Origin of the sequence: Microbacterium oxydans (assembly GCF_000956405.1) — a bacterium.
In the GTDB taxonomy this organism is placed as follows: domain Bacteria; phylum Actinomycetota; class Actinomycetes; order Actinomycetales; family Microbacteriaceae; genus Microbacterium; species Microbacterium oxydans_C.
Window position 1 is genome coordinate 182,449 of the sequence record NZ_JYIV01000029.1, and the last position, 17,902, is coordinate 200,350.

Here is a 17,902-nt window from a genome sequence, read left to right on the forward strand (position 1 = left end):
CGACGCCGTCCGCGTAGATCTTCTCGACCGCCTCGGGAGGCTGGCCGCCCAGGCTGCGCTCCCGGGGTTCGTGATTCTCAGGCACCGACGCTCTTCTCGGTCAATCCGCCGGCCAGCACGTGTGCGTGGACGTGGAAAACGGTCTGTCCGGCGTTCGCGCCGGTGTTGAAGACTAGACGGAAGTCGCCATCGTCCGTGTGCTCCGCCGCGAGTTCTCCCGCGAAGGCGATCATCTCGGCGAGCAGAGAGGGATCCCCGGCCGCGACCTCGACGACGTCCCGGTACTCTGCGGACTTCGGTACCACGAGCAGGTGCACGGGCGCCTGCGGGGCGATGTCGCGCAGCGCGAACAGCCGGTCGGTCTCGCCGATGATCTCGGCAGGGATCTCCCCGTTCAGAATGCGCGTGAAGATCGAGGGTTCCGTCATGCCGTCAAGTCTACTGACCGCAGCGTGACGGCGAGCTTGAGGCAGTCGCGTGGCGGTCAGGCGCGGTCACCATCGGCCGAGTGCCACCGACAGCACGGCGATCGCGGCCGGCCCTGCCGTCGACGTCCGGAGGACCGTCTCACCGAGGAGCACGCGCTCGGCTCCCGCCTCCGTCAGACGACGCAGCTCCTCGTCCGAGATCCCGCCCTCCGGTCCCACTACGAGCACCAGGTCGCGGCCGTCCGGCTCGATCTCCGACAGTCGCACCGGTGCCGTCGGGTCGAGAAGCAGCACTCGCTGCGAACCCGCTCGTTCCGCCAGCTGGGCGGTCGTGACCGGTGCGGCCACCGAGGGAAGCCACGCGCGGTGCGCTTGCTTGGCCGCCTCACGCACGATGGTCGCCCAGCGCTCGCGACCCTTCACGGCCTTGGGACCCTCCCAGCGGGAAACACTCCGACTGGCCTGCCAGGGGACGATCTCGTCGACGCCGAGTTCGCACGCAGCCTGCACAGCGAGCTCGTCGCGGTCCCCCTTCGCGAGCGCCTGCACCAAGACGACCCGTGGCGTCGGTGCGGGGTGCTCGGTGCGCTCCGCGACACGGACCTCCACACGAGCAGGAGACACCTCCTCGGCCACCCCGCTCAGCCACACCCCTGCGCCATCTCCGACGGTGACAGCCTCTCCGACGCGAAGGCGACGGACGACGGCCGCGTGCTTGGCCTCGGCTCCGGTCAACGACACCAGATCGTCGACTCGGGCATCCGTCGAGGACTCGACGAGGAAGTGCAGCGCCATGATCAGTGGTTGCGGAAGCGGTCGCGGAGCTTCGAGAAGAGTCCCTGCTGGAACTGCGCCAGCTGAGGCTCCGGCGACTTCGCCTTCTTCGCGAAGTCCTCGATCAGCGCTCGCTGCGCCGAGTCCAGTCGGGTCGGAGTCAGCACTTGCACGCCGACCCGCAGATCGCCGCGCTGGGTGCCGCGGAGCGGGGTGATGCCCCGGCCCTTGATCGTGAGCACATCGCCGGACTGCACACCGGGACGGATCTCGAGATCGACCTCGCCGTCGAGTGCCTGGATCTTGGTCTCGGTACCGAGGATCGCGTCGGTCATCGACACCTCGAGCGTGGCGAGCAGGTCGTCTCCCTCGCGGCTGAACGCCGCATGCGGGTTGACGGTCACCTCGACGTAGAGGTCGCCGTTCGGTCCGCCCGCCTTGCCGACCTCGCCGGAACCGGGAAGCTGCAGGCGGAGCCCCGTCTCGACACCGGCGGGGATGTCGAGCGAGACAGTGCGACGCGAGCGCACGCGTCCCTGTCCGCCACACGTGCCACAGGGGTACGGGATGGTCGTGCCGTATCCCTCGCAGGTGCCGCAGGGCTGAGACGTGACGACGTTGCCGAGCAGGCTGCGCACCTGGCGCTGCACGTGGCCGGAACCACCGCAGATGTCGCAGGTGACGGGCGACGTGCCCTCCTGACAGCACGAACCCTGACACGTCTCGCACAGCACCGCGGTGTCGACCTCGATGTCACGATGCGCCCCGAACACCACGTCGCCGAGGTCGAGCGTGACCCGGACCAGGGCATCCTGGCCCCGCTCCCGACGCGAGCGCGGGCGCGCACCGCGTCCTCCACCCTGCGAAGCCCCGAAGAACGTCTCGAAGATGTCGCCGAAACCGCCGAAGCCGCCGAAGTTCCCCGCGGCGCCGTCCCCGCCGCCCATGTCGTAACGGCGGCGTGACTCGTCGTCGCTGAGCACGTCGTACGCGTGCGTGACGAGCTTGAACTTCTCCGCGGCGTCCTCCCCCGGATTCACATCCGGGTGCAGCTGCCGTGCGAGGCGTCGATACGCCTTCTTGATCTCATCGGTGGAAGCGTCTCGGGACACCCCGAGAACCTCATAGTGGTCCGCCACAATCGCCTTTCTGCGTGTGTTCTCGTGGCGACCGCGTCAGCGGCCGGCCTCGTCTTCGTCGAGCATCCGCGACAGGTAGCGGGCCACGGCCCGTGCTGCGGCGAGATTGCTCGGGTAGTCCATGCGCGTCGGCCCCATCACGCCGACTCGTGCCGTCCCACTGGGCGCGGCGTAGTTGCTGGCCACGATCGACGCCTCGGCGAGCCCGAAGGGGGCGTTCTCGGTGCCGATGCTGGCCGCGAGGCCGTGCTCGTCGGGAACCATCTCGCTCATCAGGCGCAGCAGGGTCACCTGTTCCTCGATGGCCTCGAGCAGCGGGTGGATGCTGCCGCGGAAGTCCTGTTCCCGACGCGCGAGGGTCGCCGCGCCTGCCATCACCAGACGTTCCTGACGGAAGCCGCCGAGCTCGTCCAGGACGACGCCGGCGAGGGTGCGCAGCACCGCTTCCTGAGGCTTCTCCTCTGCAGCGAGCAGTGTCTGCAGGCGATCCGATGCCTCGCCGATGCCCTGCCCTGTGATCAAGGAGGACAGGCGGGCACGCAACACGGCGAGATCCGACTCGTCGATGATCTCCGGCAGGACGGCGATCCGCTGCGAGACGCCACCGGCATCGGTCACGAGGACGATCAGCAGCCGGTTCGGCGAGAGCGCGACCAGCTCGATATGCGTCACGTGCGCCCGCGCGAACGACGGGTACTGCGCGAGCGCGACCTGACCGGTCAGCTGTGTCAGCACCCGCACCGTGCGCACCATCAGGTCGTCGAGATCGGACGGTTCGCCCAGGAACGATTCGATCGCCGAGCGCTGTGCGGAGGAGAGCGGCCGCAGCTGTGCGAGATGATTCACGAACACGCGGTAGCCCTTGTCTGTGGGAACCCGCCCCGACGAGGTGTGCGGCGCCGTGATCAGCTCTTCGTCCTCGAGCAGCGCCATGTCGTTCCGGATCGTCGCGGCCGAGACGCCGAAGGAATGCCTGTCGACGATGGATCGGCTGCCGACGGGCTCGTGGGTCTCGACGTAGTCCTGCACGATCGCGCGGAGCACCTGCAGCCCTCGCTCTGTGACCATCGCCCTTCCCTTCCGCTGGCACTCGGACGTTCAGAGTGCCAATCCTACCCCGTGCAGCTCCGGGTTCTCCGTACCGTGGGCCGACGACTCTAGGATGACGCTCATGACCTCCTCCCCTCAGGCCACCCTGTCGAGCGGCATCGTGCGTGGCGCCGAGGAGGCCGGGATCGTCCACTTCCTCGGCATCCCCTACGCCCTTGCCCCGTTCGGCGAGAACAGGTTCCGCGAGCCGCAACACGTCCCAGCCTGGGCTGGCGTGCGCGATGCGGTGCGGTTCGGCCCCACGCCGCCCCAGCTCCCCTACACGGGTGCCATCGGCGCGTTGCTGGGCTCGGTGCGGATCGACGGAGACGACATCCTCACGGCCAACGTCTGGGCTCCCTCCGATGCATCAGGGGCCCCTGTGCTGCTCTGGATCCACGGCGGCGCGCTCGAACGCGGCACCGCAGCGCTTCCGCTGTACGACGGCACGGTCTTCGCACGGGCGGGAATCGTCTTCGTGTCGATCAACTACCGGCTCGGCTCCGAAGGATTCTCCGTCCTGGAGGGTGCTCCGCGGAATCTCGGGCTGCGCGATGCCGCCGCGGCCCTCGAATGGGTGCACCGTGAGGTCGCCGCTTTCGGCGGGGATCCGACCCGGATCACGACCATGGGCGAGTCCGCCGGCGGCGCGATCGTCGCCGCGCTCCTCGCTCGGGACGACTCCCGCGCGCTGATCAGCCGCGCCATCATCGAGTCGGGGCCGCTGCAGGCGCAGACTCCGAAGAAGGCCGGGCGTGTGACGACTCGCCTCGCGAAGCTACTCGGGGTCCGGGCCGACCGCGAGTCGTTCGCCGCTCTGACGCCCGAGCAACTGCTGGACGCACGGAAGGCTCAATCCGCGGGATCGTCTCCCCTCGGCGGTGCACCGGGGTTCCAGTTCGCGATCGACCCCGAGAGCCTCCCCCGGTCACCGCACGAGGTGCTCCGCGAGATCGACACGCCGATGCTCATCGGGAGCAACACCGACGAGTATCGGCTCTGGTTCCCGCCGGAGGTGCTGGCAGGCATCGGGGAGCTCAAGCTGCAGGCCGCACGGCTGCTCTCACGCATCCCTCGACGCGCGGTGGCCGCCTATCGGTCCGAATTCCCCGAGGCCGGGGCCGGGGAGCTCTTGGGACAGCTCATCACCGACGTGATGCTGCGTGCGCCGCTGAGCCGGGTGGCTGCCGCACGCCCGGACACGAGGCACGTCTACGAGTTCGCCTGGCCCAGCCCGGTCCGCGATCTGCGGGCGGCCCATGCGCTCGAGCTCGGGTTCGTGTTCGATCGCCTCGACGACGACGAGGCCGCGCGTCTGGCCGGTCCAGATGCTCCGCATGATCTCGCGGCCGAGATGAACGCCGCGTGGGCCGGATTCGTCACGTCGGGAGATCCGGGCTGGCCTGCCTATGGGCCTGATCGCCTGACGCGCCTGTTCGACGCGTCGAGTGCGACGGTGCCGCAGCGACGCACGGCCGGGATGGACCTGCTCCCCGGCTGAGAGAGCGCTCGGCCGATGAGCGTCAGCCGGTCAGTTCGCGAACGACGGCGTCGGCGAGCAGGCGCCCGCGCAGCGTCAATTGCACACGTCCCTGGATCGCCGCGAGCGGGTCGACGAGACCGTCGGCGATGAGACCGGCGACCCTGCTCCTGTTCGCACTGGGCACATCGTCGATCGCGATCCCCTCACGGATGCGGCTGAGCAGCAGGATCCGCTCGAGCGTGCGCGACTCGTCGTCCGGACGCTCCGTTCCGGCGGCCGGCGACTCGGATGCCGCAAGGCGCTGGGCGTAGGCCGCTGGATGCTTCACGTTCCACCAACGCAGCCCGGCGACGTGGCTGTGCGCTCCAGGACCGAAGCCCCACCAGTCGTTCCCCCGCCAGTACGCGAGGTTGTGTCGGGATCGGCGATCGGGCGTGCGTGCCCAGTTGCTCACCTCGTACCAGTCGAAGCCACCCGCAGCGAGGCGGGAGTCGGCGAGCTCGTACATGTCGGCCTGGAGATCGTCATCGGGGGTGGGCACCTCGCCGCGGCGGATCTGACGCGCGAGCTTCGTCCCGTCTTCGATGATGAGCGCGTAGGCCGAGATGTGATCCGGCTCGAGGGCGAGGGCGGCATCGAGCGAGGCCTCCCAGTCGGTGAGGGACTCCCCCGGTGCACCGTAGATGAGGTCCACGCTCACGGCCAGGCCCGCATCCTTCGCGGCGGTGACGGCCGTGCGCACGTTCTCAGGGCGGTGCGTGCGATCGAGGGCGGCGAGGACGTGCGGAACCGCCGACTGCATGCCGACCGACATCCGTGTGACCCCGGCTCGTGCGAGCGTCTGCGCCACCTCAGGGGTCACCGTGTCGGGGTTCGCCTCGACCGTGACCTCTGCACCCTCGGCCAAGCCGAACGCATCGGTCGCCGCACCGAGCATGCGCGCGAGATCGCCGGCCGGCAGCAGCGTGGGAGTACCACCGCCGAAGAACACGGTGTCCATCGGCCGCAGCGCCCCTGCGTCATCCAGCACGCCACGGGCGAGAGCGATCTCCGAGATCAAAGTCGACGCGTAGTCCTCCTGCTTCGCCCCGCGCAGCTCGGTCGAGGTGTAGGTGTTGAAGTCGCAGTAACCGCAGCGCACCGTGCAGAACGGGATGTGCAGGTAGGCGGAGAAAGGCACCCGCCCGTCGATCGGAAGATCAGCCGGCAAGCGTCCGTCCGCCGGGGCGGGGTCTCCGAGAGGAAGCGGTCCCGCCATCAGACGGGAGTCGCGTACAACGGAGAGATCGCCCGGAGGTAGCGCGCGAAGAGCTCACGGCGACGACGCTTCACGAGGGCCGGGATCGTGCGGTAGAGCAGGCCGTTCGGCGCATCGAAGGCACGCACGGTGAACCACACCTCGTCGTTGTCCTCGCGCCAGTCCACGTCGAAGGACTCCTCACCGCTCACGACGGATCCCCCGACGGTTCCCAGCACGAAGCCGACACGACGGGTCTCCTCCGTGACGGAGATCACACGGAGCTCGGAATCGGCACGCATCCCCGCAATACGCCCGCGGAGGTGCAGGGTCATCCCCGCACCGACGAAGGGCATGCCCTCCGCGTCGTAGCGCGGCTCGACGTCGCGCTTGCTCGGCGCGATCGGATTGCCCTCGGCGTCGAAGCTCACACCCGCATAGGCAGGTCCCGGTGCGGGGCGCACGTCTTCGACGGTCAGGCCGGCCGCACGCTGCGCCGTCCACGACAGAAGAGCCTCGCCGGCGGTCTGGAATCGTTCGACTCCACTGCCGATCCGCCAGGATTCCTCCGCCGGGATGCTGCGCTCCGGCGGGTACTGCATCAGATCCGGCGCATGGGTCGCACCCACGGCCGCATAGTCCACCGTGTCGTCTCGGAAAGTCCCGCGCCGCATGCCTTCCACCCTACTTCGGCTTACCTGAGCGAACACCCCCACGCGCCGCGGGGCGTCACATCGCGGCTCAGCGAGACTTCGACGAGGAGCCCGCCTCGTCCTGCACGATGCGCACGTAGCGGCCATGGGTGGATCGCTGCAGAAGAAGGAGCGCCGGCGCCAGCAACCGCCAGACCCACGTCGAGGGGCGTGACACCGATCGAGCGACGAACACGCCGTGCTTGTCGATCCGGAAGGACTCCTCGCCGTAGATCGGATGCCCAGGACGCGTCTCGTAGCCGAAGCCGCTTTCATCCGCCCACACCACGCGCACCGGTTCCGCGAAACGCACACCGAACAGACGCTTGGCCAGCACGCCTTCGACTCCCGCAGCCGGCGCGCCGTCAGGGACGTCGAATCCTGCGCGGCGCTTGAACTCCCACGAGCTCACCAGCGCCGCCACCGCATCTCGGGCAGCGGGGCCGACGACCGTTGAACGCTCGGAGAGCCGCATCCCCTTCGGTGCCGCGCGCACGGGGTCACGCGTCATCCCGCGCTCGTACGGCGGAAACGGCACGCGCTACTTCTTTTCCTTGCCTTCGACGTCACCGGAGAGCGCGGCGATGAACGCCTCCTGAGGCACCTCGACGCGGCCCACCATCTTCATGCGCTTCTTGCCCTCCTTCTGCTTCTCGAGGAGCTTGCGCTTGCGGGTGATGTCACCGCCGTAGCACTTGGCGAGCACGTCCTTGCGGATCGCGCGGATCGTCTCGCGGGCGATGATGCGCGCACCGATCGCGGCCTGGATCGGCACCTCGAACTGCTGACGAGGGATGAGCTTGCGCAGCCGCTCCGCCATCATCGTGCCGTAGGCGTAGGCCTTGTCGCGGTGCACGATCGAGCTGAACGCGTCGACCTTCTCGCCCTGCAGGAGGATGTCGACCTTGACGAGGTCGGCCTCCTGCTGCCCCGAGGGCTCGTAGTCGAGCGAGGCATAGCCCTGCGTCTTGGACTTGAGCTGGTCGAAGAAGTCGAACACGATCTCGCCGAGGGGCATGTTGTAGCGCAGCTCGACGCGCTCCTCGGAGAAGTACTCCATGCCCAGCAGCGTGCCGCGCCGCGACTGGCAGAGCTCCATGACGGTGCCGACATAGTCCTTGGGCAGCAGGATGGCCGCCTTGACCATGGGCTCCGACACCGAGCCGATGCGTCCATCGGGGTACTCGCTCGGGTTCGTGACCGTGACGGTCTCGCCGGTGTCGCTCGTGAGCACCTCGTAGATCACGCTGGGCGCCGTGGTGATGAGGTCGAGTCCGAACTCTCGCGCCAGACGCTCGGTCACGATCTCCAGGTGCAGCAGTCCGAGGAAGCCGCAGCGGAATCCGAACCCGAGAGCGACCGAGGTCTCCGGCTCGTACTGCAGGGAGGCATCGGAGAGCTTCAGCTTGTCGAGGGCCTCGCGCAGTTCCGCATAGTCGCTGCCGTCGATCGGGTAGATACCCGAGAAAACCATCGGCTTCGGGTCTGTGTACCCGGGGAGCGCTTCGGATGCGGGCTTGCGGGCGTTCGTGATCGTGTCGCCGACCTTGGAGAGGCGCACATCCTTCACGCCGGTGATGAGGTAGCCGACCTCGCCGACCCCGAGTCCCTTGGTGGGAGTGGGCTCCGGGCTGGACACACCGACCTCGAGCGCCTCATGGTTCGCGCCGGTCGACATCATCTGGATGCGCTCGCGGGGCGAGAGGCTGCCGTCGATCATGCGGACGTATGTGACGACGCCACGGTAGGCGTCGTACACCGAGTCGAAGATCATCGCGCGGGCGGGAGCGTCCGCGTCGCCCTTCGGGGCCGGGATCTCCTGGACCAGTCGGTCGAGAAGGTCCTCCACACCGGCGCCGGTCTTGCCCGAGACCCGGAGCACGTCTTCCGGCTTGCCGCCGATGAGGGAGGCCAGCTCCTTCGCGTACTTCTCCGGGTCGGCCGCCGGCAGGTCGATCTTGTTCAGCACGGGGATGATGTGCAGGTCGTTCTCGAGCGCGAGATAGAGGTTCGCGAGGGTCTGCGCCTCGATGCCCTGCGCGGCGTCGACGAGCAGGATCGCACCCTCGCAGGCGGCGAGGGACCGCGACACCTCGTACGTGAAGTCGACGTGGCCAGGGGTGTCGATCATGTTCAACGCGACGGTCTGCCCGTCGAGCTCCCAGGGCATCCTGACCGCCTGGCTCTTGATCGTGATGCCGCGCTCACGCTCGATGTCCATGCGGTCGAGGTACTGCGCGCGCATGTCGCGATCCGAGACGACGCCCGTGATCTGGAGCATGCGGTCGGCGAGGGTCGACTTGCCGTGATCGATGTGGGCGATGATGCAGAAATTGCGGATCTGCGCAGCCGGCGTCGCGGCAGGCTGAAGAGGAGTGAGAGCGCGTGGGGACATGTCCACTCGATTGTACGGTCAGGGGAGGCTAATCCCCGATTCGGCCATACCGGTGATAGTCTCCCGAAGTTGCCAGGGAAAATCCGTGACACCGGATCCCGCAAGCGATAAGACTCCGTCATACACCCCGTGATGGTCGTCGCGTCGCAGAGTTCGGTGGATGGCGATTGTGTATCCAACTGACTCAGCGTTGCGTCGGCAGATCCCGAGCGCGTCTGTAGAAGAGAAAGACTGACCCCCCTTGATCAAGTACCTCCTGCGCCGAGCACTCGGCTGGCTGCTCATGATCGTGGTCGCCACGAACCTGACGTTCTTCCTGGCGTGGGGCTTCCTCGATCCGCGCAGCAACTACGTCGGCCGCCGACCGCCGCTCACCCCGGAGCAGATCGACAACGTCCTCATCCCGCGCAACCTGAGCGACAGCGTTCCGCTCATGGAGCGGTGGTGGAACTGGTTCAGCAGCATCGTGTTCCGTTGGGACTGGGGTCTGAGCCCCACCGGCCAGTCGGTCAACGAGCAGGTGTCCTACCGCATGTGGGTCAGCGCCGAGCTCGTCCTCGGTGCGACCATCATCGCGGCGGTGCTCGGCATCTGGTTGGGTGTCTACACCGCGTCGCGACAGTACAAGCTCGCCGACCGCATCGGCCAGGCGACCTCGATCATCACGATGAACCTGAACATCATCGTGGCCGGTCTCGGCGTGGTCCTCCTCGCGATCTCGCTCAACGAGTGGACCGGTGTCCGCATCTTCTACGTCACCGGGTCGTCGAGCCCCGGCGTGACCGGATTCTTCCCCGTCATCATCGACACCCTGCAGCACCTGACGCTTCCCACGATCGCGCTCGTGATCGTCGGCTACGCCCAGTACCACTTCCTGCAGCGCTCGCTCCTGCTCGACAACATCAACGCCGACTACGTGCGCACCGCTCGAGCCAAGGGCCTCACGAAGGCGCAAGCCGTCCGCAAGCACGCGCTGCGCACCTCGCTCATCCCCGTCGCGACCCAGGTCGCCTTCACGATCCCCACCATCTTCACCGGCGCGATCCTGACCGAGCAGATCTTCGCCTGGCAGGGCATGGGCCGGTACTTCCTCGACACCATCAACCAGAACGACATCAACGGCGTGGTGGCCGTCGCCGCCTTCGGCGCCGTCCTGACCGCGATCGGCGCCGTGCTCGCCGACATCGTCGTCGTCGTCCTCGACCCGCGAGTGAGGGTGAGCTGAGCATGACCACCGAAATGATCGATCCTCTCGTCGAACCGCCTGCAGCCCCGCCGACCGCGGACCGCGCCTCCGGCAAGTCGCTGTCCAAGTGGACGCTGTACACCCGGCGCTTCATGCGCAACAAGGCCGCTGTCGGGGGCGTCGTCGTCCTCATCGTCCTGGTGCTGTTCTCGACGCTCGGCCCGCTGCTGTCCCCGTACAAGGTCGACAGCATGGACTTCCTGGCCCTGAGCCAGCCGCCGTCCGCTGCGCACTGGTTCGGCACCAACGGCGCCGGCAACGACACGTACACCCAGACTGCAGTCGGACTGCAGCGGTCGCTCATGATCGCGATCACGGTCTCCGTGGGAACGACGTTGCTCTCCGCGCTCGTGGGAACGGCCGCCGCCTACTTCGGTGGCTGGTTCGAGCGGTTCGCCCTGCTGTTCATCCACTTCATGATGGTGGTCCCGACCTTCCTGCTGCTGTCGATCATCTCGAACGACTCCGGCGGCGTGTGGTGGGTCATCGCTCTCGTGATGATCTTCGTCGGCTGGTTCTTCCCCGCCCGCATCATCTGGACCATGACGCTCTCGCTGCGTGAGCGCGAGTACGTCCAGGCGGCGCGCTACATGGGCGTCCGCGGGCTGCGCATCGTGACGCGCCACCTGATCCCGAACATCGGGTCACTGCTGGTGATCAACTTCACCCTGGGCATCGTCGCTGCGGTGACGACGGAGACCGGGCTGTCCTTCATCGGCTTCGGAGTGAAGATCCCCGACGTCTCGCTCGGCTCGCTCATCGGCGAAGGGAGCACGACCATCACGAGCTCCCCCTGGCTGTTCTACTTCCCCGCCCTGATCCTCACGTTGCTGACCGTCTCGATGGCACTCATCGCCGACGGACTGCGCGACGCCCTCGATCCCACCTCGGCTGCAGGAGGCCGCGCATGAGCCCTGTACTCTCCGTCCGCGACCTCCGGGTCAGCTTCGCCTCCGAGGCGGGTCGGGTCGATGCCGTTCGCGGGGTCTCGTTCGACCTCGAAGCAGGGAAGACCCTCGGGATCGTCGGCGAGTCCGGTTCGGGCAAGTCGGTCACGTCGCTCGCCGTGATGGGTCTGCTCGACGAGAACGCCAAGGTCACCGGTTCGATCGTCTTCGACGGCCAGGAGCTGCTCGGCAAGACCGACACGCAGCTGTCCGCCATCCGCGGCAACGGCATCGCCATGGTCTTCCAGGACCCGCTCACCTCGCTCACCCCGGTGTACACGATCGGTGCCCAGCTGATCGAAGCGCTGACGGTGCACCGGAACCTCAGCATCAAGGAGGCGACGGCCCGGTCGATCGAGCTGCTGAAGCTCGTCGGCATCACGGAGCCAGAGAAGCGGATGAAGTCGTTCCCGCACGAGTTCTCCGGCGGTATGCGCCAGCGCGTCGTGATCGCCATCGCGATGGCCAACAACCCGAAGCTGATCATCGCGGACGAGCCGACCACGGCGCTCGACGTGACGATCCAGGCGCAGATCCTCGACCTCATCGAGAAGGCCCAGGCCGAGACCGGCGCGGCAGTCATGATGATCACCCACGACATGGGCGTCGTCGCCCGCACCGCGGACGACGTCATGGTGATGTACGCCGGAAAGCCCGTCGAACAGGCGCCCGTGCGCGAGCTGTTCCATCAAACCCGGATGCCGTACTCGATCGGCCTCCTCGGCGCGATCCCGCGGGTCGACAAAGCCGAGAAGGAGCCGCTGACTCCGATCAAGGGGAACCCTCCTCTGCTGATCAACCTCCCGGACGCGTGCCCGTTCGCCGATCGCTGCCCCATCGTCATGGATGCGTGCCGCACCAGCGAGCCCGAGCTGCTCCCGGTGCTGACCGGCGGCGGTGAGGAGCACCGAGCCGCATGCATCCGCGCGAACGAGATCACCGACGGCGGCCTTCTCGGCGGCCTGCCCGTGTACCCGGTGCGCGAGGCGCCGGAGAGCGCTCTGACCCGGCTCCCCCGTGAGGAGCGCCCCATCACGCTCGAGGTCAAGAACCTCACCAAGACCTTCCCGCTGCTCAAGGGGGCGTTCCTGAAGCGCAAGGTCGGAGAGGTGCACGCGATCAAGGGCATCAGCTTCGACGTGCGCGAGGGCGAGACGCTGGCCATCGTCGGCGAATCCGGCTCGGGCAAGACGACGACGCTGCTGCAGATCATGGACATGGTGAAGCAGACCGACGGTGACATCGTCATCGCCGGGACGAGCGTCAACGACATCCGCAGCCACAAGGTGGAGCGCGCTCTGCGTCGCGACATCCAGATCGTGTTCCAGGACCCGATGGGCGCGCTCGACCCGCGCATGACGGTCGCGGACATCATCTCGGAGCCTCTGTCGGCGATCGGCACCCCGAGGGCCGAGGCGCATCGCCGGGTCAAGGAGCTGATGGATCTCGTCGGCCTCAACCCCGCGCACAGCGATCGCTTCCCGCAGGCATTCTCGGGCGGCCAACGTCAGCGCATCGGCATCGCGAGGGCCCTGTCGACGAACCCGAAGATCCTGGTGCTCGATGAGCCGGTCTCCGCCCTCGACGTGTCGATCCAGGCCGGTGTGATCAACCTCCTCGACGACCTCAAGGTCGAACTCGGCATCTCCTACCTGTTCGTCGCGCATGACCTCTCCGTCGTGAGGCACATCGCGGACCGAGTGGCCGTCATGTATCTCGGAGACTTCGTCGAGCACGGCGACGTGGACGACGTCTTCGACAACCCGCAGCACCCGTACACGAAGGCACTGCTGTCGGCGATCCCCGTTCCGGACCCGGATATCGAGCGCACGCGCGAGCGGATCGTCTTCGATCCGGCAACGGTGACGGCACGCCCCGTGGCCTCCTGACCACGTGACGGTCACCGTCCGGTAACGGTTGGTTCGGATTCACCGGCCGCAGGAGCATTCGTGCACCCGGCGAACTATCCTCCCCTTATGACACGCCGCAAGGCGAAAGGAGCACCATGAAGCAGTACAAGCTGATGGGAGCGCTGGCACTCACCGGCGCTTTCGCACTCGCACTCAGCGGGTGCGCTGCCGGCAACACCGGCAGTGGCGACAAGAACGACGAGGGCGACGCCGCCGGGGTCGAGATGTCCAACTACAACCCGCAGCCCCGCGAGAACCTCAAGGAGGGCGGCGAGGTCAACTTCGCACTCACGGAGATCCCCGCCCAGCTGAACGCGTTCAACAGCGACGCGAGCGCCAACACCACGCGCGTCGCTGCCTGGTACATGCCGCAGATCATCCTCATGAAGCCGGATGGCACGCAGTACAAGAACGACAACTACCTCTCCGAGTGGAAGAACGAGGTGAAGGACGGCAAGACGGTCCTGACCTTCACGTTCACCGATGAGGCGCACTGGAACGATGGCACCGACATGGACTGGACCGCCATCGACGCCACGTGGAAGGCGAACCGCTCGTACGACGAGGGCTTCAACCCCAACGCCACCGACGGATACAAGGAGATCGAGTCGGTCGAGCAGGGCGACACCGCGAAGACCGCGATCGTCACCTTCAAGGGCGAGTTCGCCTGGCCGCAGATGCCCTTCAACGGCGGCGTCATCCACCCGGCCCTCGCAGACCCGACCACGTTCAACGACGCGATGAACGAGAACCCGCACCCCGAGTGGGGCGCAGGCCCGTACACGGTCGACGAGTACGACGCCACCAAGGGCTACATCTCGTTCAAGCCGAACCCCGAGTGGTGGGGCGACGCTCCGCTCCTCGACAAGGTCACGATGACCGGCATGGACTACCCCGCCGGCGTCAACGCCTTCAAGAACGGCGAGGTCGACATGACCGAGACCGGATCGCAGGAGCTCATCGACCAGGTGAAGAACGTCGACGGCGCCGTGATCTACCGCGCGCAGCAGACGGCCAACACCATCCTGCAGGTCGACTCGACCAAGCCGCAGTTCGAGGACGTCAAGGTCCGCGAGGCATTCTTCAAGGCCATCAACATCGATCAGCAGAAGCAGATCGCGTGGAACGGCCTCGGCTACAAGGAAGACCCGGCGGGCTCGCTGACGCTGTTCTCGTTCCAGCCCGGCTACTCCGACTCCATGAAGGCAGCCGGTTGGAAGTTCGACGTCGAGGGTGCCAAGAAGCTCCTCGACGACGCAGGCTGGAAGGAGGGCTCCGACGGCATCCGCGAGAAGGACGGCGTGAAGCTCTCCGTGACCTACCCGATCTGGAGTGACTCCGCGACGCAGAAGGCGCTCGCTCAGTCTCTGCAGGCTCAGGAGAAGGCGGTCGGCATCGACGTCAAGGTCGAGGTCCGCCCCTCGAGCCAGTTCTCCTCGGACTACACCTCGAAGAACTGGGACGTCTCGGGGCTCCGCTTCACCTCCTCCGACCCGTTCGGTGCGGCCTGGTTCTGCCAGCTGTACTGCTCGGACTCCGGCCTGAACCTGTCGGGTGTCGGTGACGCCGAGCTCGACGCCGAGATCAAGGACAAGGTCGAGTCGCAGAGCGACCCCGAGGCGCAGACCGCTGCCGCGATGAAGCTCGAGCCGGAGATCTACAAGCGCTGGGGTCTCATCCCGCTCTACAACGGCCCGCAGATCTTCACCGTCCGCGAGGGCCTGGCGAACCTCACGCCTGAGCCCTACGTCGGTCTGGACCTGTTCGGCATCCAGCCGGTCGAGAACGTCGGCTGGGAGAAGTAACACTCTCTGACACGCAGTGTCGAGCGGGGCCGGTGGTTCATCCACCGGTCCCGCTTTCCTTATGCTGATCCCGTGAGCGCCCAGATCGTCTTCGTGCACGGCATCCGCACATCCGCCACGATGTGGCGGTCGCAGGCCGTCTATCTCGCGGAGCGAGGGTACGACTTCACCGCCGTCGATCTCCCCGGCCATGGGTCGCGGATGCAGGAGGACTTCACCCTGCATGAGGCGCTGCACACGATCGATGTCGCGGTGCGTGCAGCCGCGGAGAGGGGTCCCGTCGTCCTCGTCGGCCATTCGATGGGCGGGTTGCTCTCACTCGCCTACGCCGGTGGTGCCGAGGCTCCGCCCATCGCCGCGCTGGTCGCCGCCGCCTGCACCTCTCTGCCCCGCGGCGCAGGGCTCGCCGCGTACCGGATGTTCGCGCGTGCCGTCGACTCCCTCCCCGATCGCGGTATGTGGCTGACACGTCGGATGCTCGCCGCCACCATCCCCCTCGAGAACCGCTCGGACTTCGCCGCTGGTGGCTACGCGCTCGACACGCAGGATGCCGCGCTACGCAGCCTCGCCGCGCTCGACATCGCCGCAGCCGTGCCGCGGATAGCGGTGCCGCTGTGGTTCGTGAACGGTCAGTACGACCAGCTCAGGCTCAACGAGCCGCTGTTCCGACACCTCGCGCCCCACGCGGAGCTGATCGTCGTGCCGCGCACCACGCACCTCATCACCGCGATGCGTCCGGACGTCTTCAACGCGGTGCTGCACCTCGCCATCGCGACCGTCGAGCAGTCGGCGGCAGAGAACACAGACCTGGCGTAGCTCCCCGCACGCTCACGCCGTCTTCACCGGCTGCCGCGCGAACGCTGTGAGCAGCCCGCCGACCAGTGACAGGACGGCAGCCGCGACGAACACGAGCCAGAATCCGCCGACGAGCGCGACCAGGCCCGCTCCCAGCACCGGACCGATGAGTTGCCCGAGGGCGGCCGTCACGTTGACGATTCCCAGATCCCGGGCGTGGTCCTGCTCGTCCGGCAGCAGATCGGCAGCGAAAGCGAGACCCACCGTCGAGAACGCTCCGTACCCGAGTCCCATGAGCGCCGCAGCCACCATGGTCATCTCGAAGGTGGGGACGAGTGCGATCGCCACGCCGGATGCCGCTTGCACGACCGTCGCGGCGACCGTGAGAGTTCTCCTGTTGCCGGTGCGGTCGGACACGATGCCGGTGATCACGGACGCCACGACGACGAAGACCGTGTACACGACGATGAGCAGCAGCAGGTTGTCCTGGGCGGTCGCGCTCGGCTGACCGAGGCCGTGCAGCAGGAAGAACAGGAACAGCGCGGTGCCGAGGGCGTTGCCGACATTCGTCACCAGTCGGCCGGAGAGCATCCACGCGAAGTCGCGGTCGCGGAGCGAGGCGAGCCGGCGTCCTCTGATCCGCTTCGGCCTCAATGCCTCGGTACTCGGCGGGTCCGGCAGCAGGAGTGCCGTCGCCGTGCCGATCACCGCGATGATCCCCGCGAGGAGGAAGTACCCATCGCGGATTCCGAGCCCGAGGAGCACGACGAGCCCCACTCCGACGACGATGCCGACTGCCTGACTGGAACCGACCGCGGCCGACGCGGCACCTCGCTGCGTCGTCGGGAGCTGGTCGGCGATGAGCGCCGTGAAAGCTGCAGACGACACGGCGACGCCGATGGAGACGCCGATCCAGCCGGCGCCCACGCCCCACGGCCCCTGGGCGTATCCCGTGAGGACGAGGCAGACCGCCGTCAGCAGGACGCCGCCCACTGCCCACGGGCGACGGCGGTGTCTTCCCGCGGCCGCGCGATCCGAGAGCGCGCCGGCGGCGGGCCCGGCGAGGATGCCTGCGAGCCCGCCGATACCCAGCACCAGTCCCGAGGAGACGACCCCGCGGATCCAGTCATCCTCCGGAGTGTCGAGCTGCAGCGGGAGGAGCAGTTGGACGGGGGTGAGCTGCACGGTCCAGATCGCCAGCCACGCGAGCGTGAACAGGGACATCCATCGCGCACCTGCCCGTACGGTGCGTGTGCCCTTCGCCTCGGTCATCGGTCCTCCCCTGCTGCACGCGAGCTCGCGATGACCTCTCGATACCAGTCGTATGAGGCTTTGGGGGTTCGCTCGCCCGTCTCGAAGTCGACGTGGACGAGTCCGAACCTCTGGGTGTAGCCGTCGGCCCACTCCCAGTTGTCCAGCAGCGACCACACCGTGTACTCCTCTACTGGCACCCCGGCGGATATCGCATCTCCGACGGCTGCCAGATGCCCGGCGAGGTACGAGATGCGGTTGGAGTCATCCACGCGGGTCGCGCGCTCCGGCTCAGGGAACGAGGCGCCGTTCTCCCCGATGATCACGGGCGGCATGTCCGGGTGCCGGGTGTGCAGGTCGACCAGCAGATCATGCAGCGCGCCGGGCATGATCGGCCATTCCGGTCCGAATCCGGTGACCGGGACGCCGGGTGTGGGCACGATGTCGAAGGGGATCGGGTTCCCCGCCTCGGCCGTGGTGACCGTCGTCGGATTGTAGAAGTTGATGCCGTAGAAGTCGATCGAGTGCCCGATGGCTTCGAGGTCGCCCTCCTGCACGGGCATCGGGGGCAGACCGACCTCTTCCAGATCGGGGTAGGCACCGGCGAGGAGCGGCTCACTGAAGACCCGGTTGTGGATCAGGTCGTAGATCGCCGCGGCCCGCTGGTCCTCCTGGTCTCCCCGCAGTGGCAACACCCAGGTGTGGTTGTTG

Annotated in this window: 16 protein-coding genes; 6 read left to right on the forward strand and 10 right to left on the reverse strand. The window is 67.5% G+C overall.

Annotation, left to right across the window (positions count from 1 at the left end; translation table 11 throughout):
- Nucleotides 1-77: 77 nt before the first annotated feature.
- The 4 genes from RN51_RS15325 to hrcA form a co-directional block, all read right to left on the reverse strand.
- On the reverse strand, nucleotides 78-428 hold the full coding sequence (locus RN51_RS15325; RefSeq protein ID WP_045264898.1) for an HIT domain-containing protein: 351 nt from the start codon (nucleotides 426-428) through the stop codon (nucleotides 78-80).
- Nucleotides 429-494: 66 nt separating this feature from the next.
- Nucleotides 495-1,223 carry a 16S rRNA (uracil(1498)-N(3))-methyltransferase gene (locus RN51_RS15330; protein WP_045264899.1) on the reverse strand — a complete coding sequence of 243 codons (729 nt, stop codon included), beginning with the start codon at nucleotides 1,221-1,223 and terminating at the stop codon, nucleotides 495-497.
- Nucleotides 1,224-1,225: 2 nt separating this feature from the next.
- On the reverse strand, nucleotides 1,226-2,341 hold the full coding sequence (dnaJ, locus tag RN51_RS15335) for a molecular chaperone DnaJ (RefSeq protein ID WP_045264900.1): 1,116 nt from the start codon (nucleotides 2,339-2,341) through the stop codon (nucleotides 1,226-1,228).
- Nucleotides 2,342-2,377: 36 nt separating this feature from the next.
- On the reverse strand, nucleotides 2,378-3,409 hold the full coding sequence (gene hrcA / locus RN51_RS15340) for a heat-inducible transcriptional repressor HrcA (RefSeq protein ID WP_045264901.1): 1,032 nt from the start codon (nucleotides 3,407-3,409) through the stop codon (nucleotides 2,378-2,380).
- A gap of 103 nt (nucleotides 3,410-3,512) precedes the next feature.
- Between hrcA and RN51_RS15345 the strand changes: the two genes are divergently transcribed.
- Complete coding sequence (locus tag RN51_RS15345) at nucleotides 3,513-4,931, forward strand: carboxylesterase/lipase family protein (RefSeq protein WP_045264902.1); 1,419 nt, start codon at nucleotides 3,513-3,515, stop codon at nucleotides 4,929-4,931.
- Nucleotides 4,932-4,953: 22 nt separating this feature from the next.
- Here the strand turns inward: RN51_RS15345 and hemW are convergent, their stop codons facing one another.
- From hemW to lepA, 4 genes are all read right to left on the reverse strand, one after another.
- Nucleotides 4,954-6,171 carry a radical SAM family heme chaperone HemW gene (gene hemW, locus RN51_RS15350; RefSeq protein WP_045264903.1) on the reverse strand — a complete coding sequence of 406 codons (1,218 nt, stop codon included), beginning with the start codon at nucleotides 6,169-6,171 and terminating at the stop codon, nucleotides 4,954-4,956.
- Complete coding sequence (locus tag RN51_RS15355; protein WP_045264904.1) at nucleotides 6,171-6,824, reverse strand: DUF1990 family protein; 654 nt, start codon at nucleotides 6,822-6,824, stop codon at nucleotides 6,171-6,173. Before RN51_RS15355 ends, hemW begins: the two co-directional genes overlap by 1 nt.
- Before the next feature lie 67 nt (nucleotides 6,825-6,891).
- On the reverse strand, nucleotides 6,892-7,353 hold the full coding sequence (locus RN51_RS15360; RefSeq protein WP_045264905.1) for a DUF1990 family protein: 462 nt from the start codon (nucleotides 7,351-7,353) through the stop codon (nucleotides 6,892-6,894).
- A gap of 30 nt (nucleotides 7,354-7,383) precedes the next feature.
- Nucleotides 7,384-9,237, reverse strand: coding sequence for a translation elongation factor 4 (lepA, locus tag RN51_RS15365; protein ID WP_045264906.1), 1,854 nt, complete (start codon nucleotides 9,235-9,237; stop codon nucleotides 7,384-7,386).
- 241 nt (nucleotides 9,238-9,478) lie between these two features.
- On the opposite strand from lepA, the gene RN51_RS15370 reads away from it, so the two are divergent.
- The 5 genes from RN51_RS15370 to RN51_RS15390 all read left to right on the forward strand — a co-directional run bounded on the left by RN51_RS15370 (nucleotide 9,479) and on the right by RN51_RS15390 (nucleotide 15,961).
- Entirely contained in the window at nucleotides 9,479-10,462 is a 984-nt protein-coding gene (locus RN51_RS15370) for an ABC transporter permease (RefSeq protein ID WP_045264907.1), read from the forward strand.
- A gap of 2 nt (nucleotides 10,463-10,464) precedes the next feature.
- Nucleotides 10,465-11,394, forward strand: a complete 930-nt coding sequence (locus RN51_RS15375) for an ABC transporter permease (protein ID WP_045264908.1) — start codon at nucleotides 10,465-10,467, stop codon at nucleotides 11,392-11,394.
- A complete protein-coding gene (locus RN51_RS15380; RefSeq protein WP_045264909.1) occupies nucleotides 11,391-13,319 on the forward strand; it encodes an ABC transporter ATP-binding protein in 1,929 nt (642 codons plus the stop codon). The genes RN51_RS15375 and RN51_RS15380 overlap by 4 nt, the downstream gene beginning before the upstream one ends.
- 116 nt (nucleotides 13,320-13,435) lie before the next feature.
- Nucleotides 13,436-15,145 (forward strand): ABC transporter family substrate-binding protein, encoded by a 1,710-nt coding sequence (locus RN51_RS15385; protein ID WP_045264910.1) that lies wholly within the window; start codon nucleotides 13,436-13,438, stop codon nucleotides 15,143-15,145.
- A 72-nt stretch (nucleotides 15,146-15,217) separates the two neighbouring features.
- A complete protein-coding gene (locus tag RN51_RS15390) occupies nucleotides 15,218-15,961 on the forward strand; it encodes an alpha/beta fold hydrolase (RefSeq protein WP_045264911.1) in 744 nt (247 codons plus the stop codon).
- Nucleotides 15,962-15,973: 12 nt separating this feature from the next.
- Here the strand turns inward: RN51_RS15390 and RN51_RS15395 are convergent, their stop codons facing one another.
- Nucleotides 15,974-17,212 (reverse strand): MFS transporter, encoded by a 1,239-nt coding sequence (locus tag RN51_RS15395; protein WP_045264912.1) that lies wholly within the window; start codon nucleotides 17,210-17,212, stop codon nucleotides 15,974-15,976.
- The coding region (locus tag RN51_RS15400) for a glycoside hydrolase family 1 protein (RefSeq protein ID WP_045264937.1) at nucleotides 17,209-17,902 on the reverse strand (694 nt) is incomplete at its 5' end. The genes RN51_RS15400 and RN51_RS15395, both read right to left, overlap by 4 nt.

What these genes read in the sequence shown, in the direction of transcription:
- RN51_RS15325 (WP_045264898.1), bottom strand. Translation starts at nt 428, where the DNA reads ATGACGGAACCCTCGATCTTCACGCGCATTCTGAACGGGGAGATCCCT.
- RN51_RS15330 (WP_045264899.1), bottom strand. Translation starts at nt 1,223, where the DNA reads ATGGCGCTGCACTTCCTCGTCGAGTCCTCGACGGATGCCCGAGTCGAC.
- hrcA (WP_045264901.1), bottom strand. Translation starts at nt 3,409, where the DNA reads ATGGTCACAGAGCGAGGGCTGCAGGTGCTCCGCGCGATCGTGCAGGAC.
- RN51_RS15345 (WP_045264902.1), top strand. Translation starts at nt 3,513, where the DNA reads ATGACCTCCTCCCCTCAGGCCACCCTGTCGAGCGGCATCGTGCGTGGC.
- hemW (WP_045264903.1), bottom strand. Translation starts at nt 6,171, where the DNA reads ATGGCGGGACCGCTTCCTCTCGGAGACCCCGCCCCGGCGGACGGACGC.
- RN51_RS15355 (WP_045264904.1), bottom strand. Translation starts at nt 6,824, where the DNA reads ATGCGGCGCGGGACTTTCCGAGACGACACGGTGGACTATGCGGCCGTG.
- RN51_RS15360 (WP_045264905.1), bottom strand. Translation starts at nt 7,353, where the DNA reads ATGACGCGTGACCCCGTGCGCGCGGCACCGAAGGGGATGCGGCTCTCC.
- lepA (WP_045264906.1), bottom strand. Translation starts at nt 9,237, where the DNA reads ATGTCCCCACGCGCTCTCACTCCTCTTCAGCCTGCCGCGACGCCGGCT.
- RN51_RS15375 (WP_045264908.1), top strand. Translation starts at nt 10,465, where the DNA reads ATGACCACCGAAATGATCGATCCTCTCGTCGAACCGCCTGCAGCCCCG.
- RN51_RS15380 (WP_045264909.1), top strand. Translation starts at nt 11,391, where the DNA reads ATGAGCCCTGTACTCTCCGTCCGCGACCTCCGGGTCAGCTTCGCCTCC.
- RN51_RS15385 (WP_045264910.1), top strand. Translation starts at nt 13,436, where the DNA reads ATGAAGCAGTACAAGCTGATGGGAGCGCTGGCACTCACCGGCGCTTTC.
- RN51_RS15395 (WP_045264912.1), bottom strand. Translation starts at nt 17,212, where the DNA reads ATGACCGAGGCGAAGGGCACACGCACCGTACGGGCAGGTGCGCGATGG.